Source organism: Arthrobacter sp. FW306-07-I, assembly GCF_021800405.1.
Taxonomy (GTDB): Bacteria; Actinomycetota; Actinomycetes; order Actinomycetales; family Micrococcaceae; genus Arthrobacter.
In genome coordinates, this window is the sequence record NZ_CP084550.1 from 2,714,239 (window position 1) to 2,729,865 (window position 15,627).

Here is a 15,627-nt window from a genome sequence, read left to right on the forward strand (position 1 = left end):
GTCAGACGAGCGCGTCCAGGCTTTCGGAGATCCGGAGCGTGGAGCCGTTCCGGCTCTTGAGTACCTGCAGCTGCGTGCCGATCCGCTGTTTCATCTCGGCTACATGGCTGACAAGGCCCACTACCCTGCCGCCGTCGCGAAGCCCTTCAAGGGCATCCATCACCTGTTCCAGCGATTGTTCGTCCAGGCTTCCAAAGCCCTCATCCACGAACAGGGTCTCGATTTCAACTCCTCCGGCCTCCTGCTGGACAACGTCCGCCAGGCCCAGGGCCAGGGACAGCGACGCCATAAAGGACTCGCCGCCGGACAGGGTGGACGTATCCCGGCGGAAGCCCGTCCACTGGTCCACCACTTCAAGCCCCAGCCCTGACTTGGCACCGCGGGCGGCTTTGGCGTCCGTGTGCTGGAGCAGGTAGCGACCATCGCTCATGGCCACCAGCCGTTCCGACGCGGCGAGGGCCACCTGTTCCAGCCGGGCGGCCAGGACGTAGCTGTTGAGGCTCATCCGGTAGGTGTTCTCGCCCCGACCGGACGCCGCATCAGCCAGTCCGGCGAGCATTTGTGCCTTCTCCGCGGGCTCCCGTGACGAGCAGACCAGAGTCTCGTATTCAGCAGCAATTGACGTCAGCGAGGCCAGGCAACGGTCCGCCAGACCCGCCGCCAAATCCGCCTCCCGTGCGTCGTTCTGGGCAGCCGCCGCTCCCGCACGCATTTCTGCCAGCCGTTCCTCGTCCATCTGGAAGCCCTCCGCGGCTTCAGCCATTGCCAACACGATGTCCTCGGACTCGAACAATCCGGCCACCCGGGCGGCTTCGTCCTGGAAAGCACGGATTGCGGCGTCCAGGGCCGCGGCTTCAGAGGCTCCGAGGAGCTGGCCACGGACGTCGGCGATTGTGGCGAAGCCGGCCTCCGGCAGGGCACGCTCAAGGTGTTCGCGCGCTTCAGCAGCCTGCAGCAGTGCAGCATCCAGCCGCGCCTGCGCTTCGACCGCTTTATCGAGGACCGCTACGGCTTCCTCAAGTACCCGCAACCGGCGGTCCAGGCTAAGGTGGCCGCCGCGCAGCCCTGCCAGGCCTTTGTCCAATGAAGCAGCCTGTTCAGCCAGTTCGGCAAGGGAGGCAGCGACCCGGGAGAGGTCCGCCTCGGCTTCGGCCATGCCGGACCGGGCCTGACCAATGCCCGCATCCAGTACTTCGAGCCGTTGCCGCCTGCCCTGGAGTTCCTCCGTTGCCTGCTCGGCGTCGTTTGCCGCAGCGAGGGCACCGTCCGCGGCAGCGCGGGCTTCTGCCTCGGGGGTGTTTCCGCCTTGTCCGGCGAGGACAGCCACCGCCTGCTCAGCCTGGGTAAGTTCGGCGGTAACCGAGGCGTGGGCTGCCTCCGCAGCCTCGTAAATGTCGTGGGCTTTCTCCTCTTCCTGGGCCAGGCCGGGGCCTCCGCTGCCGGCATCTGCGGGGCTGGGATGGTGGCCGCTGCCGCAGACGGCGCAGGGTTCTCCATCAACCAGCTTCGCGGCCAGTTCGGATGCCGCATTGGCCAGGCGTGCCTCCCTCACGTCCAACCAGCGGCGCTTGGCCTCCAACAGGTTCTCCCGCGAGTCTCCGTGACGGCCCCTGACGAGGCCCAGGGCCCTAACGGCGGAACCGTGGCGCCGGACCACGTCCAGCAGTTCCGCGGCGGCGGCAGCTTCCTTGCGGCGAAGTGCGGCATCGGTGGACCGGGTTTCCAGCCGGTCCATGCCGTCCACCAGCTGTTCGCGTTCCACCAGCAGCTGCGAGACGGTGTTGCCCAGCGTCTCCGCGGCCTGCTGGAGTTCTGCCTGCTTCCCGGACAGTGCCTGGTGCCGCTTTCGGAGGTCCCGGAGCTTGTCCTCGTCCGGCAGCCGCGCCTCGACCACCGCCAGCAGCGAACGCAGCCGGCCGAGTTCTTCCGCGGCCCCGGGCATGCCGTCCTTGGCGGCATCGCCACATTCACCGGCTCCGGCGGTTTCGGCGGAAGTGAAGGACTCCAGCACCGCATCGGCAGCTTCCGCCGCCGTTTCCAGGCCGAGCTGGGCCAGTTCCCCGCCATCGCCAACGGCGAGCCGGAGCAGCGTCATGGCGGATTCGGCGCCGGCTGCAGCACTGCGCACCTTGGCCGATGCGGCGTCCACCACCTGCAGCTGTCCCTGGAGGACTTCGGCCTGGCGGTGGCGCCTGAGCCGGGACAGAAGCTCCTCCTGCCGTTGGGCCCCTTCCTTCACGGCCTCCTGCCGCTCCATGGCAGCTTGGAGTTTCCGGTTCCTCCCCTGCCGCGCGGCCTCCTGATCCGCCTGGTTGCGGCGGTCCTGGCTTGCGGCCTCCGCGGCAGCGGCGCGGTCCCTCAGTTCCTCAAGGCGCCGCGCGGCGGAAGCCTGCAGCCATGCAAGGCGGCGGGGAACATCTTCGGCGGGCGGTGCGTCGTCCTCCGGAAGCTGCAACGGGGCGGCTTCGGTTTCCGCCCGGGAGGCCAGGAGTCCGAGTTGCCCGGACAGTGCCGCCACGTCCTCGCGGGCGGCAGCGGACTGGCGGGACAGTTCCTGTTCCAGGGCCTCAAACCGCTGGGTACCAAAAAGCTTCTGCAGCAGGTCCAGTCGGTCGGCAGCCTTGGAGCGGAGGAAGGCAGCGAAGTCACCCTGGGGCAGCATTACCACGCGGGTGAACTGTTCACGGTCCATGCCCAGGAGCGCCATGATTTCGGCACCCGCTTCATCGTTGCGGGCCGACTTTTCCACCCACGTTCCGTCCACCCGCTCCCGGAGCAGTGTTTTGGCCTGTTGAACCGTGAAGCCGTTCCTACCCCTGGCACTGGGCTTCTCCCAGGCCGGGGAGCGTGTCACCTCGAAGCGGCGGCCCTGCGCGGAAAACTCACACGTGACGGCCGGTTCCTGCCCGGGCTCTGCGTGATCGCTGCGCAACCGCTTGCCGTCCTGCCGGGCCCCGGGAACAGACCCGTACAGTGCAAAGCAGATGGCATCCAGCACGCTGGTCTTTCCCGCACCCGTAGGCCCGTTCAGCAGGAAAAGACCATGGGCACTAAGCCGGTCGAAGTCGACGTCCTCGGTGCCCGCGAAAGGGCCGAACCCCGAAATGCGCAGATGGTGGATCCTCACCGCGATGCCTCCTGCAGCCTGACGTTTTCCAGGGCGGCGGCAAGCGCAGCCTTTTCCGCCTGGTCCGCGCTCCGTCCCCGTACGTGTTCCAGGAAGCCGCAGCAGAGAGACAGGTCATCCGGTGCCCCGGCAAGCCTGCTGCTATAGCTGGCCTGCGCGGTGGCCGCCCCGCCCTGCGGATCGAATGCCAGGACCAGCGTGTCCGGAAACCTGGTGCGGAGCCGTTCCATCGCGCGGGCGGGACGCTGGGCGTCGGTCAGGGTGATCTGGCAATAGGCGGCTTCGGCCCAGGTGTGGGCGGGTTCAGCCAGGAGGTCCTCCAGCTCTCCCCGCAGTACAGCCAGGGCGCGCGGGGCTTCCCATTGGACCTCCGACACAGCGGCGACTCCTTCCGGACCGATGTCAACGAGCCATGCCCCCTTCCGGTGGGTGGACTCGGAGAAGGAATAGGCCAGCGGAGAGCCCGAATACCTGACGGAGCCGGACAGTTCCTGCCGGCCGTGCAGGTGACCCAGCGCCGTGTAGCTGAAGCCGTCAAACAGGTCCAGCGGCACTGCGCCGACCCCACCGATGCTGAGGTCCCGTTCGCTGTCCGAACTGATGCCTCCGCTGGCGAACGTGTGGGCCAGGACCACCGAGTGGACGATGGCGGACTCCGACCGGCGGGCAATGTCCTCCCGGATCCGGGAGGTTGCTGCACGGGTGACCTCGAAATGGCTCGCCGTCTCCACCCCGAGCTGCTCACTGACGAGCCGGGGCTCCAGCCACGGAATACCGTAGAGCGCCAGCACGGCGTCCTTGCCGGCCGCATCGGTTCCCAGCGGAAGCAGGAGAGGCTGGGCCAAATCTTCCACCCTGGTGCGCAGGTGCACTCCCCCACGCTCCAGCAGCCGGGACGCGAAGCCGAGCCGGATGGCGGAGTCGTGGTTGCCGCTGGTGAGGACCACTTTGGCACCTGCGGCAGTGAGCCGGACCAGCGCGTCGTCAAGCAGGTGGACCACGTCCACGCCCGGGAGGGCGCGGTCGTATACGTCCCCGGCAATCAGGACGACGTCGACGCCGTCGCGCTGGACCGCTGCCACCAGCTGGTCAACAAAGGCACGCTGGGCGTCCAGCATGCCAACGCCGTGGAACGAACGGCCAAGATGCCAGTCCGAGGTGTGAAGTAACCGCATGTTACTAAGCTATCGGCAGCCACTGACACTTCAGAAAATAGCCGCGACGCAGTGTGGCGGTGCAGCCTTCAGGGCTGTTTACCGTCAAAGAATTCCTGGGCCTCGCTGACGCGGATCCTTTCCTGCTGCCGCGCGCTGGCCTGGCGCTGGGCCGTGGCGGGCGTACCCGCACCTGCCTTGGGGGCCGCGGCGCCGTCGTCGTCATTGCGCGCGAGGTCCCCGTCCAGGCCGTCCGGGTTTACACCGTCGGCGTCGAGGCCACCGGCGTCTACGTGGCCCGCCTCCGTCACGTCGGTGCCTTTCCGGTTGCCACCGGCCTTGCCGTCGTCGGAGGCCCGGTGCGCAGCGGCCGCGGCAGGCTCAGCGCCCGAGGTGATCCGGAACGCCAGGCCGGCGATGGCAGCGCCGGCCAGCGGCGCCACCAGGAAGACCCACAGCTGCTCCATGGCCCAGCCCGAGCTGAAAACGGCTGAGGCCACGGCACGGGCGGGGTTGAACGGCAGGTTTCCCACCGACTGGCCCACCTGGAGCAGGGCCGCGAAGGACAGGCCGACGGCGACGGCGGCCACGGTGCGGTTGCCGCTGCGGCCGGCTGCGCCGAGGAAGACTGCCACGATGATCGCGGCGCCCAGCAGTTCCAGGAGCACGACGGCGGCCAGCGGCGCCTGGATGATGGAGTGCGCAGCGAAACCGGCTGCCACGGTGTCGAAGGCCGTGCGGCTGTCCGGGATGCTGGGAAGCGTCCGGAGGATCCCGAACAGGGCAAGGGCGCCTACCAGGGCACCCACCACCTGGGCGGCGGCGTATGCCGCGGCGGCACCGGCACGGATCCGGCCGGCGAGGAGGTGCCCCAGGGTGATGGCCGGGTTGAAGTGGCCGCCGGAGACATGCCCGAAGGCGAGCATGGCGGCGGTGATGGCCAGGCCGGCAGCAAGCGCGGCAGGAACTGGGCTGGACTGCGGAATGCTGAACAGCGGCACACCCAGCCCGGCCACGGCGAGGAAGAGGCTGCCGAAGGCCTCGGCCACCAGGCGGGGCAGCAAGCCGGGGGCGGTGTCAGTACCGCCGGGCTGCAGTGCGTCGCGGGCTGGTGCTGGGGTGCTCATGGGGAAACCTTACGTGTGGGAGGCAGGTGCGTGCTGGCCGTCTGGCCACGGCAACCCGAGCAGTATTCCAGCCCAGGCTGTACGTTTGCTGGGCACCAGCTGTTGGCGGTGCGCCGGGACTCCTTGGGTTGGGCGGAGTTTGTGCGGGGGACGGTACATTGACAGCATGAGCACTGACCGCGGTATTCCCGCGCCCACCCTCAAATCCCGGATCCACGGCTGCCTGCTGGGCGGGGCGCTGGGAGATTCGCTGGGCTACGCCGTGGAGTTTGATTCCATCGACGACATCCGGGAACGCTTCGGTGCCCGGGGGCTGACCGGGCTTGGCGAGCTGTCCGGCCCCCGCCACTTTTCGGATGACACGCAATTGACGCTCTACACCGTTGACGGCCTGGTGGAGGCACTGGAATGGGCCAACGCGGGGGTTGGCGCGGACGTGAACGCCTGCCTTTGGCTGGCCTACCTGCGCTGGCTGGCGACGCAGGGCGAGGACGCCGGGGCGTCTGCGCCGGCACCCCAGCCCCGCTGGATCGACGGCAACGAGGTGCTCCGGCAGCGCCGGCACCCCGATAGGGACTGCATCAGCGGGCTGGCCACCGGCGAAATGGGAACCGCGGTGCGCCCCGTTAATGCCGGCGCAAAGGGCCCCGGTACGGTGATGCGTTCAGCGCCCTTTGGGCTGATTCCCCACATCACGCCCGACGCCGTCTACAAACTGAGTGCCGATGCCGCCGCCCTGACGCACGGGCATCCCGTGGCCCACCAGAGCGCCGGAATCTTCAGCCTGCTGATCCACCGGCTGGTGTCCGGGGAGCCACTGCGGGACGCTGCGGCCGCAGTCGCTGCCCACGCCGCCACCCTTCCGGAGGCCGCACCGGAACTGCCGGAGCGCCTGGAGGCCGCCATCCGCCTGGCGGAGAAGTCACCTGGTGCCGTGGGGAAACTGGCCGGCCCGGAGGAACTGGTCCAGGCACTGGGCGGGGGCTGGACCGCGGAGGAGGCCCTCGCCGTCGCGCTTTACGCCGTCCTTGCCACGCTCCCGGCCGGCGCTGCCGACGGGCAGCCGGACCAGCATTTCCGGGATGCCCTGGCAGTGGCCGTGAACCACAGCGGCGGAAGCGATACGGCAGGCTCCCTGGCGGGAAACATCCTGGGCGCCCTGTACGGGGAGGCCTGCCTGCCGGCGGAATGGCTTAATGACCTCGAAGCACCGGAGGTCATCCGGGGCATGGCCGATCAGTTGGTAAAGGTTACGACCGGCGAAGGCTGATGTTGTTGCAGGCTTCGCAGACATCCTCCGGAATGAGTCCACGGCGCTGCAGGAACCCGAAGATGGTGCAGCCCAGGCAGAATCCGGCGAAGGCTTCCAGCGACGCTGCGACCACCAGGACGCCGAGGAGCGTCCAGGCTGCCGGTGCCGCGCCTGCAGCGAACAGGAGCAGGGCGGCGGTGGACACTGCCGCACCGATCCCCTGGGCAAAGCGCTTGGGCGGCCCGGGAACCAGCCGCACCTTTCCCAGCCGGGGAGTGATGACCTTCACTGACAGCAACGCCAGGGGTGAAATCCGCGGGCCGAAAAGCAGCCGGAGCCAGAACCCGATGGCAATGGCCAGCAGCCCCCACGCGGAACCTGCCACGGCGGTGACGACGGCGAGCAGCACCACCAGCGCGGCGGTGACCCTGGCGGCGTACTCATTGACGGGATTGGGAAAAGCGAACAGGGAGGACATGACGCAAGGTTAGGAGCCTGTTGCCCGGGCGGCCAAGCTTTGTTGCGCCGCGTGACTGCGGGCAACGGAGGGCATGACGGGTCAGGGCAGATGCTCAGGGGGCCTGAGGTCAGGGCATGGGGCTCAGGCGCTGACCGCAGGTGCCAAAGCGCCCTTCCAGCTGTCCGCGCCAGCACCCTGCGGGCCGCCGGGAATGTCCCCGCCCACCATCTGGAGGAACTCGCCCTCGGAGAGCACCTCGATGGCCTGTCCCCGCTCGTGGAGTTCCAGGACGCGCCGCGCCTTGCCGGTGAGCCTGCCCGAGCGCAGGTCCGAGGCAACGAACCCGTCCCCCACCACCAGGACGGTAGTCCGGGCGGTGACGCGGCTTTCGGTGCGGGCGCCGCACCGGGCCGAGCGGAGCTTCGCCTCCGGGCGTTCGATGGAGAGCTGCCCTGTGAACACCACCGTCTGCGCGTACAGGGGGTGGCCGGGCTCGGCGTCCGCGTTCGGTTCGGGGTTGGCCCCTTCCTCGGGCCAGCCGGACTGGAACCGGCGGACCAGCGCGGCGCCGTTCCCGGAAGCACCGGCCACGGCCGCGAGGCTGGGCTTGGACAGCTCGCCCGTGGCCGGATCGAAGGCCTGCTGGCGGGGCATGTCCAGGCCCAGGGAGAGATAGAGTTCGGCGATGCTGTTGGCGCCGTTGCGGGCGGCGATGTCAATGAGGATGCCTGCGCAGGCACGGGCGTCCTCCGTGGCGTCATGGTGGTTGACCAGCGGGACGCCCGCTTCCTCGGCGGCAAACGGGAGCGAATTGGAGACCAGCGAGTAGCAGCGGCGGGACAGCATGACGGTGCACACATAGTCATAGGCGGGGCCCGGCAGGCCGGACACTTCCAGTGCCGAGCGGATCACGCCCAGGTCGAACGCGGCGTTGTGGGCTGCCAGTACATCCCCGCCGATGAAGGCACCGATCTCAGGAAACAGCTCACCGAAGCGGGGCATACCGGCAACGTGGGCAGGAGTGATCCCGTGGATCCTGACATTGTGATGGTCAAAGTGGTCGTACCCGGAGGGTGGGCGCATCAGCCAGGAGGCCTCCTCGACGATCCTGCCGCCCCTCACCTTCGTCAGTCCCACGGAGCAAGGGGAGCCGCGGAAGCCGTTGGCCGTTTCGAAGTCGATCGCCGTAAAGTCCAAACCCACGGCCCCTACCTTACCGCCGCACGCGCCCCACCCTGGGCGGGACAGGCCCGTCAAGTACCCTTGAGGGGTGAACTTTCCTGTGATGAATGACCTCGCTGTGTCCATGCTGGGCGGTGCGGGACCGGTCCAGCCGAAAATGGCGTCGTTCCTGCCCGATTGGCTGAACCCCCAGGTCTTCCTGGCCGATCCTGCCCTCGCCCCCTGGGTGGTCCTGCTGGTATGCGGAATCGTCTTCGCCGAGACCGGCCTGCTGGTGGGGTTCTTCCTGCCGGGCGATTCCATGCTGTTCACCGCCGGCCTGCTGGTGGCCACGGACACCATCAAGTTCAACATCTGGCTCCTGGCCCTGCTGATCGTGGTCTCGGCCATCATCGGCAACCAGACCGGTTACCTCATCGGGTCCAAGGCGGGCCCTGCCATCTTCAACAAGCCAAACTCCCGGCTGTTCAAGCGGGAGAACGTGGAGAACGCCCACGCCTTCTTTGAAAAGCACGGCGGCAAGGCGCTGATCCTGGCCCGGTTCGTGCCGATCATCCGCACCTTTGTTCCCGTGATCGTCGGTGTTGCCCAGATGAGCAAGCGGAAGTTCTTCGTGTTCAACGTCATCGGCGCGGTGCTGTGGGGCGGCGGCGTGACCCTCCTCGGCTACCTGCTGGGCGACAAGGTGCCGTGGGTCCGCGACAACCTGGACATTATCTTCATCGCCATCGTGCTGGTCTCGGTGATTCCCATCGGCATCGAAGTCCTGCGCGGCCTGTCCGCCAGGCGCCAGGCGCAGGCCTACGGCACCGATGCCGTGGATGAGTTCATCGAGGAACACGGCCCGGAAGAGGATCAGAAGACGCCCCGCAACATCCGCGGCAGCCGGCCGGAGTAGCAACGCTCCAGCCTCCAGCGGCAGCAAAAAAGGTGCGCACCCACGCGGGTGCGCACCTTTTTTGCGTGTTTCTCCTAGCCCGCCGCTTCCAAAGCTGCCACGATCGACGGCAGCAGCGCCCGGAACGCCTTGCCGCGGTGGCTGATGGCGTTCTTTTCCTCAGCAGACAGTTCGGCGCAGCTGCGGTCCTCGCCGGCCGGCTGCAGCACCGGATCGTAACCGAATCCGCCGGCTCCCCGCGGTTCGCGCAAGAGGATGCCTTCCAGCTGCCCGTACTCCACCACTTCCCGGCCGGGGCCATCCGCGTCCGCTGGCAGGGCCAGGGCGGCAGCGCACACGAACGCGGCCCCACGGTGTTCGTCCGGGACATCCGACAGCTGGTTCAACAGGAGTTCCAGGTTGGCGGCATCGTCACCGTGCCGTCCGGCCCACCGGGCGGAGAAGATGCCGGGGGCCCCGCCCATGACGTCCACGGCCAGCCCGGAGTCATCGGCGATGGCCACCAGGCCGGTGGCGCCGGCCACCGCCCGCGCCTTCAGCAGCGAATTCTCGGCGAACGTCACGCCGGTTTCGACGACGTCCGGCGCACCTGCCGCGGCGGCATCCACCACCTGGGTGTCGACGTCGAGCCCTGGCACCTGCCCGCGCAGCAGTTCGCGGAGCTCCCGGAGTTTGCCTTTGTTGTGCGTGGCGAGCACCAGGCGGGGCGCCACGCTGCTCACAGGGTGTCCGCCAGGGTTTCGCGCTGGATGGCAGCGAGCTGGGCCGTACCCAACAGCGCCAGGTCCAGGAGCTGGTTCAGCTCGTCACGGTCGAAGGGGGCGCCCTCCGCGGTTCCCTGCACCTCCACGAATTTGCCCGAGCCCGTGACCACCACGTTCATGTCGGTCTCGGCCCGGACATCCTCCACGTACGGCAGGTCCAGCATGGGGACGCCGTCGATGATGCCCACGGAAACGGCGGCGATGGTATCGATCAGCGGCTGCGCGTTCCGGGCGATGAGCTTGTTGTCGCGGGCAAACCGGATGGAATCCGCCAGGGCAACATAGGCGCCGGTGATCGCTGCGGTGCGGGTGCCGCCGTCGGCCTGCAGGACGTCGCAGTCCAGAACGATAGTGTTCTCGCCCAGGGCCTTGGTGTCGATGATGGAGCGCAGCGAACGGCCGATCAGCCGCGAGATCTCGTGCGTGCGGCCGCCGATCTTGCCCTTGACGGACTCGCGGTCGGAGCGGGTGTTGGTTGCGCGGGGCAGCATGGCATACTCCGCCGTGACCCAGCCTCTGCCCTCGCCCTTGAGCCAGCGCGGGACGCCTGGTGTCAGCGATGCGGTGCAGAGCACCCTGGTGTTGCCGAATTCGATCAGTGCCGAACCTTCAGCCTGGTTGGACCATCCGCGGGTGATGCTGATGGGCCGGAGCTGGTCGGGGGCACGGCCGTCGGCGCGCACGATGGGCACTGCAGTTGCTTCAGATGTCATGCCTTTAGCTTATCGAGTGCCGCTCCGCCGGACGTCCCCAGCACACAGACGGCAGGTGCAGCTAGATGGTGTAGTGCACGCCCGCCACGGCGACGGCAACGTCGCCCGGGAACACCGGGCGGGCTTCAGCCATGACGGTGGTCTGCGACGTCCATACCGGGATGTGGGTCAGCAGGAGCCGCCGCGCACCGGCAGCTGCTGCCGCCTCGCCGGCCCGCTTGCCGGTGAGGTGGACGTCGTTGATGCCGTCGTCCCGGCCCTCTTCGAAGGCTGCCTCGCACAGGAACAGGTCTGCGTCCTTGGCAGCTTCCTCAAGCCCCGCGCAGGAATCGGTATCGCCGGAATAGGTCAGGACGCGGGACACCGGGGTGCCGTCCTTGCCGGGTTCAACCACTTCCACCCGGAGGGCGTAGGCCTCCTCGATGGGATGGTTGACGGAGAATGGGGTGACGGTGAAGGGGCCCACGGTCACCGGTTCGCGTTCGGTCCAGTTGGTGAAGTCGAACTCTTCGTGCATGCCCGGGTCCAGCTCAAGCCCGTAGGCGGTGGCCATCCGGTCTGCCGTGGCGGCGGGGCCCCAGACGGGGATCCGGCCGCGGCCCCAGCCTCCGGGCTTCCAGCGGATGGCCACGTGCAGCCCGCAGAGGTCCATGCAGTGGTCCGGGTGCAAATGGGTGAGGAAGATCGCGTCGATGTCCTCCAGGTCCGTGTAGCGCTGGATCGCCCCCAGCGCACCGCTGCCGAGGTCCATCACCACCTTCCAGGTCCGGTCGCCGTCGGTGGCGGTCAGGAGGTAGCACGACGCCGGGGAGCCGGGCCCGGGGAACGAGCCCGTGCATCCCACGATGGTCAGCTTCACAGGCCGGGACCTCCGGTGCGCCGCGCGTTGGCAAATCCGCCGCCTACGAAGTTGGAGATCCTGGGCCGGTTCCGTGCGCTTTGCGCGGCGGCGATCATCTCCGGGGTGATGCGGGCCAGGCTGCCGGTGGGGTACTGCGCCGCGACGTGGTCCACGTGGCGTACGGACAGCACCTCCGGGCCCAGGAACCGCCGGGCGAGCGCCTCGAACTGCCCGGCGTCGCCGGTGGCCACGAAGTGGTGCTCGGGAGGGGTATCAGAGGTCCGCTGCAGGTTGTGGGTGGCCAGGGCGCGGTAGACGTCCTTGGCGGTTTCCTCTGCGCTGGAGACGAGGGTGACGTCGGCGCCCATGACGAAGGAGATAACGCCTGTCAGCAGGGGGTAGTGCGTGCAACCCAGCACCACGGTGTCCACGCCGGCCGCCTTCAGCGGCGCCAGGTATTCCTCCGCAACGGCGAGCAGCGCCGGTCCTGTGGTGATGCCGGCTTCCACGTAGCTGACGAACTCGGGGCAGGCCACCGAGGTGATGTCCAGGTCCGGAGCTGCTGCGAAGGTGTCCTCGTACGCCCGCGAGCCGACAGTTGCGGAGGTTCCGATCACGCCGACTTTCCCGCTGCGGGTGGCGGCAACGGCGCGCCGCACCGCGGGCTGGATGACCTCGATGACCGGAATGCCGTACTTGGCGGTGTACCGCTCACGGGCATCCCGCAGGACAGCGGCCGACGCCGAGTTGCAGGCGATGGTGAGCAACTTGACGCCGGAGTCCACGAGTTCGTCCATCACACCCAGGGCGTTGGCCCGCACCTCTGCGATGGGCAGCGGCCCGTAAGGGCCGTGCGCAGTGTCCCCCACGTAGAGGATCGACTCGTTTGGAAGCTGGTCGATGATGGAGCGCGCCACGGTGAGGCCGCCAACGCCGGAATCGAAGACGCCGATGGGCCGGGCTTCGGGGGCGGCGGCCGGCAGGTCACTTGCGGCGGCCGCGGGCTGTGTTTCCGCCGACGGGTCCGCGCTCGAGGCTGTTGTCATGGTTATTCGAGGATAGGCGGTGCCGGAAGCGTCAGTCATCATCTTGTGTCCAGCGACTCGTGTCTGCTCTGTCACAAGGACGGCCTCCCCCTGGCCGCCGTCGCTCACCGGCGGGATTCCATCGATTGCAGCATGGCCTGGACCAGGGACTCCTGCAGCCAGGTGGTGAAGTTGTACACCAGCGCCAGGTAGCTCTCCACGTCCTCGGCCTGGGACCAGTCCTGCATGCGGTGGACGTGCTCGGCGTCGGCCTCATCCCTGATATCCAGCCGCTCTGCCAGCACAAGGCGGACGTCATTCAGCGCCATGGACCAGTGCCTTGCGCCCTCGGGCGTCAGCACGATCTCGTCCTTGTCCAGGTCCAGCGCCGCCGCACGCAGCGCCCCGATCTTTGTTTCCCGCAGTGAACGCTCGGTGAGCTGGCGGAACTCAAGGGACGCACCGCCGTCGTCCTTCACCACGTTGGGCAGCAGCCGCTTGACGGCACGGTCGGTGGGCTCCGCGACGTCCATGTCGAGTCCGATCAGGGCCGCCAGCGGGTCCTGCCCGGCACGGTCCTCCGGCTGGAGCATGGAAATGACATCGTCAATCAGGCTGCGCAGCAGGTCCCGTTCGGCCGGTTCCAGGTAACCGGTGATGCCTTTGAGTCCGTACTTGAATGCCTTAGCCACGCTTCCCCTTACCCTGGCCCGAACCGCCGGACCTGCCCGAGTTGCCGCCGGAGCCTCCGCTGGCCTTTTCCACCGTGGCCCAAAGCCCAAACCCGTGCATGGCCACGGCGTGGCGCTCCACCTGTTCCTTGCTGCCCGAGGCGACGATGGACCTGCCCTTCTTGTGGACCTCCATCATCAGCTTGTTCGCCTTGGTCTCCGAGTAGCCAAAGTAGCTTTGGAACACGTAGCTGACGTAGCTCATGAGATTGACGGGATCGTTCCAGATCACCAGGTTCCAGGGGATGTCCGGCGCGGTCAGGGAGTCGGTGGACTCTGCTGTGCCGGTCCGGATGCCCTCCTGTGTATCAGGGCCGGGCGCAACGCTTATGGTCATCTGTCCATTCTATGGGGCTGGCTACTAGAGTGACTTTCGTGAGCACCTCAGCCGGCTGGGACCATCCCCGCACGTCCTTTTACACCGACCACTATGAGCTGACCATGCTGCAGGCAGCCCTCCACTCGGGGGCCGCGCACCGCAGGTCCGTGTTCGAGGCTTTCGCGCGGCGGCTGCCCGACGGCCGGCGCTACGGCATCGTCGCCGGCACCGGGCGGCTCCTGGAGGGCATCGCCAACTTCCGGTTCGGCGAGGCCGAACTGGAATTCCTGGAGCGTACGCACGTGGTCAACCGGGAGACGCTGGACTACCTGGCCAACTACAAATTCTCCGGCGACATCTGGGGCTATGCCGAAGGCGACGCGTACTTCCCCAACTCCCCCATCCTGATCGTGGAGGCGTCATTCGCGGAGGCCTGCATGCTGGAGACCTACCTGCTGTCCGTACTCAACCACGACACCGCCATCGCCTCCGCCGCTTCGCGGATGGTGAGCGCGGCGGGTGGCCGGCCCTGCATCGAAATGGGTTCACGGCGCACCCATGAGGAAGCCGCCACCGCATCGGCGCGGGCCGCCATCATCGCGGGCTTTGACAGCACCTCCAACCTTGAGGCGGGCATCCGCTACGGCGTGAAGACCGTGGGCACCGCCGCCCACTCCTTCACCCTGCTGCACGATACCGAGCGGGAGGCGTTCGAGGCCCAGATTGCCTCGCTGGGCGAGGGAACGTCCCTCCTGGTGGACACGTACGACGTCGAAAAGGCAGTCCGCACGGCCGTTGACCTGGCAGGGCCGCGGCTGGGCGCCGTCCGGCTGGACTCGGGCGACCTGGTGGCCCAGGCGCAATGGGTGCGCCGACTGCTGGACGACCTCGGCAACGAGCACACCAAGATCGTGGTCACCTCCGACCTGGATGAGTACGCCATCGCGGCGCTGCAGTCAGCCCCCGTGGACTCCTATGGGGTAGGCACCTCGCTGGTGACCGGTTCGGGCGCCCCCACGGCCAGCATGGTCTACAAACTTGTCAGCCGCACGGACGATGACGGCAACTTCGTGTCCGTGGCCAAAGCGGCCAAGAACAAGGCAAGCGTGGGCGGGCGCAAGTACGCACTGCGGAAGTTGGACGAACGCGGCAGGGCCACCACCGAGGTGGTGGGCGTGGGCCACCGCCCGGAGGACGACGGCAACGACCGTCCACTGCTGCAGCAGTTCATGAAAAATGGCGAGCTGATTCCGGGCTGGACCGGGCACGAGGGCGTGCTCCGCGCGCGGCAGCGCCATGAGGACTCCATGGCGGAACTGCCGCCCGTGGTCAACCGCCTGCAGCGCGGCGAAGCCGCAATTCCCACTCTCTATGAAGACAACTGAGGAGCACTGATGGCCCGCGCTTTGATCATCGTGGATGTCCAGAACGATTTCTGCGAGGGTGGCTCGCTCGCTGTTCCGGGTGGGGCGGCCGTCGCCGGGGCCATCAGCGAGTACCTGGACTCCCACCACAGGGAATTCGACTATGTGGTGGCCACCCAGGACTGGCACATTGATCCCGGCAGCCACTTCTCGGAGACGCCGGACTACAAGGACAGCTGGCCACGGCACTGCGTGGCAGGCAGCCGCGGAGCGGAGCTCCACCCGGACCTGGACACCGAATATGTGGACGCGTACTTCCGGAAAGGCCAGTTCGCTGCCGCCTACTCAGGATTCGAGGGCCTGCTGGCTCCGGAAGACGCCGTCCCCACCGGGGAGCGCAAGGCCGGTGGCGCCGCTGACATGGACGCGGAGTCGCTGGAGCCGGATGACGACGCCGTCGGCCTTGATGACTGGCTCCAGAGCCACGACGTGGAGGACCTGGTGGTGGTTGGCATCGCCACCGACTACTGCGTCAAGGCCACCGCCCTTGACGCCGTCCAGGCAGGCTACGGCGTCACGGTGGTGCGGTCGCTGACCGCCGGCATCGCCGAGGACCTGGAGGACACCGTTGCCGAACTGGAACTCGGCGGGGCCGATATCGCCTGAGCCG

15 protein-coding genes are annotated in these 15,627 nt (G+C 67.9%); 4 read left to right on the forward strand and 11 right to left on the reverse strand.

What is annotated here, in order from left to right:
- Window position 1: 1 nt before the first annotated feature.
- From LFT46_RS12555 to LFT46_RS12565, 3 genes are all read right to left on the reverse strand, one after another.
- Window positions 2-3,127 (reverse strand): AAA family ATPase, encoded by a 3,126-nt coding sequence (locus LFT46_RS12555; protein WP_236819918.1) that lies wholly within the window; start codon window positions 3,125-3,127, stop codon window positions 2-4.
- Window positions 3,124-4,302, reverse strand: coding sequence for an exonuclease SbcCD subunit D (locus LFT46_RS12560; protein ID WP_236819920.1), 1,179 nt, complete (start codon window positions 4,300-4,302; stop codon window positions 3,124-3,126). The genes LFT46_RS12555 and LFT46_RS12560 overlap by 4 nt, the downstream gene beginning before the upstream one ends.
- 68 nt (window positions 4,303-4,370) lie before the next feature.
- Window positions 4,371-5,408, reverse strand: a complete 1,038-nt coding sequence (locus LFT46_RS12565) for an aquaporin (RefSeq protein WP_236819922.1) — start codon at window positions 5,406-5,408, stop codon at window positions 4,371-4,373.
- A 166-nt stretch (window positions 5,409-5,574) separates the two neighbouring features.
- Between LFT46_RS12565 and LFT46_RS12570 the strand changes: the two genes are divergently transcribed.
- Window positions 5,575-6,678, forward strand: a complete 1,104-nt coding sequence (locus LFT46_RS12570) for an ADP-ribosylglycohydrolase family protein (RefSeq protein WP_236819924.1) — start codon at window positions 5,575-5,577, stop codon at window positions 6,676-6,678.
- Here LFT46_RS12570 and LFT46_RS12575 read toward each other — a convergent pair.
- On the reverse strand, window positions 6,659-7,138 hold the full coding sequence (locus tag LFT46_RS12575; protein ID WP_236798736.1) for a DUF4395 domain-containing protein: 480 nt from the start codon (window positions 7,136-7,138) through the stop codon (window positions 6,659-6,661). The genes LFT46_RS12570 and LFT46_RS12575 overlap by 20 nt on opposite strands.
- Before the next feature lie 123 nt (window positions 7,139-7,261).
- Window positions 7,262-8,323: an exonuclease domain-containing protein gene (locus LFT46_RS12580; protein WP_236819926.1), complete on the reverse strand. Its 1,062-nt coding sequence runs from the start codon at window positions 8,321-8,323 to the stop codon at window positions 7,262-7,264.
- Between the two features lie 82 nt (window positions 8,324-8,405).
- Between LFT46_RS12580 and LFT46_RS12585 the strand changes: the two genes are divergently transcribed.
- Window positions 8,406-9,200: a DedA family protein gene (locus LFT46_RS12585; protein ID WP_236802886.1), complete on the forward strand. Its 795-nt coding sequence runs from the start codon at window positions 8,406-8,408 to the stop codon at window positions 9,198-9,200.
- 74 nt (window positions 9,201-9,274) lie between these two features.
- On the opposite strand, the gene rdgB is transcribed toward LFT46_RS12585, so the two are convergent.
- The 6 genes from rdgB to clpS all read right to left on the reverse strand — a co-directional run bounded on the left by rdgB (window position 9,275) and on the right by clpS (window position 13,611).
- Window positions 9,275-9,922 (reverse strand): RdgB/HAM1 family non-canonical purine NTP pyrophosphatase, encoded by a 648-nt coding sequence (rdgB, locus tag LFT46_RS12590; RefSeq protein WP_236798743.1) that lies wholly within the window; start codon window positions 9,920-9,922, stop codon window positions 9,275-9,277.
- Window positions 9,919-10,677, reverse strand: coding sequence for a ribonuclease PH (gene rph, locus LFT46_RS12595; protein ID WP_272910796.1), 759 nt, complete (start codon window positions 10,675-10,677; stop codon window positions 9,919-9,921). The genes rdgB and rph overlap by 4 nt, the downstream gene beginning before the upstream one ends.
- Window positions 10,678-10,738: 61 nt before the next feature.
- A complete protein-coding gene (locus tag LFT46_RS12600; RefSeq protein ID WP_236819928.1) occupies window positions 10,739-11,536 on the reverse strand; it encodes an MBL fold metallo-hydrolase in 798 nt (265 codons plus the stop codon).
- Window positions 11,533-12,603: a glutamate racemase gene (gene murI, locus LFT46_RS12605; RefSeq protein ID WP_373462122.1), complete on the reverse strand. Its 1,071-nt coding sequence runs from the start codon at window positions 12,601-12,603 to the stop codon at window positions 11,533-11,535. The genes LFT46_RS12600 and murI overlap by 4 nt, the downstream gene beginning before the upstream one ends.
- A 65-nt stretch (window positions 12,604-12,668) precedes the next feature.
- Window positions 12,669-13,235: a DUF2017 domain-containing protein gene (locus tag LFT46_RS12610; protein ID WP_236798746.1), complete on the reverse strand. Its 567-nt coding sequence runs from the start codon at window positions 13,233-13,235 to the stop codon at window positions 12,669-12,671.
- On the reverse strand, window positions 13,228-13,611 hold the full coding sequence (gene clpS, locus LFT46_RS12615; protein WP_236798747.1) for an ATP-dependent Clp protease adapter ClpS: 384 nt from the start codon (window positions 13,609-13,611) through the stop codon (window positions 13,228-13,230). The genes LFT46_RS12610 and clpS overlap by 8 nt, the downstream gene beginning before the upstream one ends.
- 38 nt (window positions 13,612-13,649) lie before the next feature.
- Between clpS and LFT46_RS12620 the strand changes: the two genes are divergently transcribed.
- Together LFT46_RS12620 and LFT46_RS12625 are read left to right on the forward strand one after the other, a co-directional pair.
- Window positions 13,650-14,978 (forward strand): nicotinate phosphoribosyltransferase, encoded by a 1,329-nt coding sequence (locus tag LFT46_RS12620; protein WP_236819930.1) that lies wholly within the window; start codon window positions 13,650-13,652, stop codon window positions 14,976-14,978.
- A 9-nt stretch (window positions 14,979-14,987) separates the two neighbouring features.
- Complete coding sequence (locus tag LFT46_RS12625; protein WP_236819932.1) at window positions 14,988-15,623, forward strand: isochorismatase family protein; 636 nt, start codon at window positions 14,988-14,990, stop codon at window positions 15,621-15,623.
- Window positions 15,624-15,627: the final 4 nt, after the last annotated feature.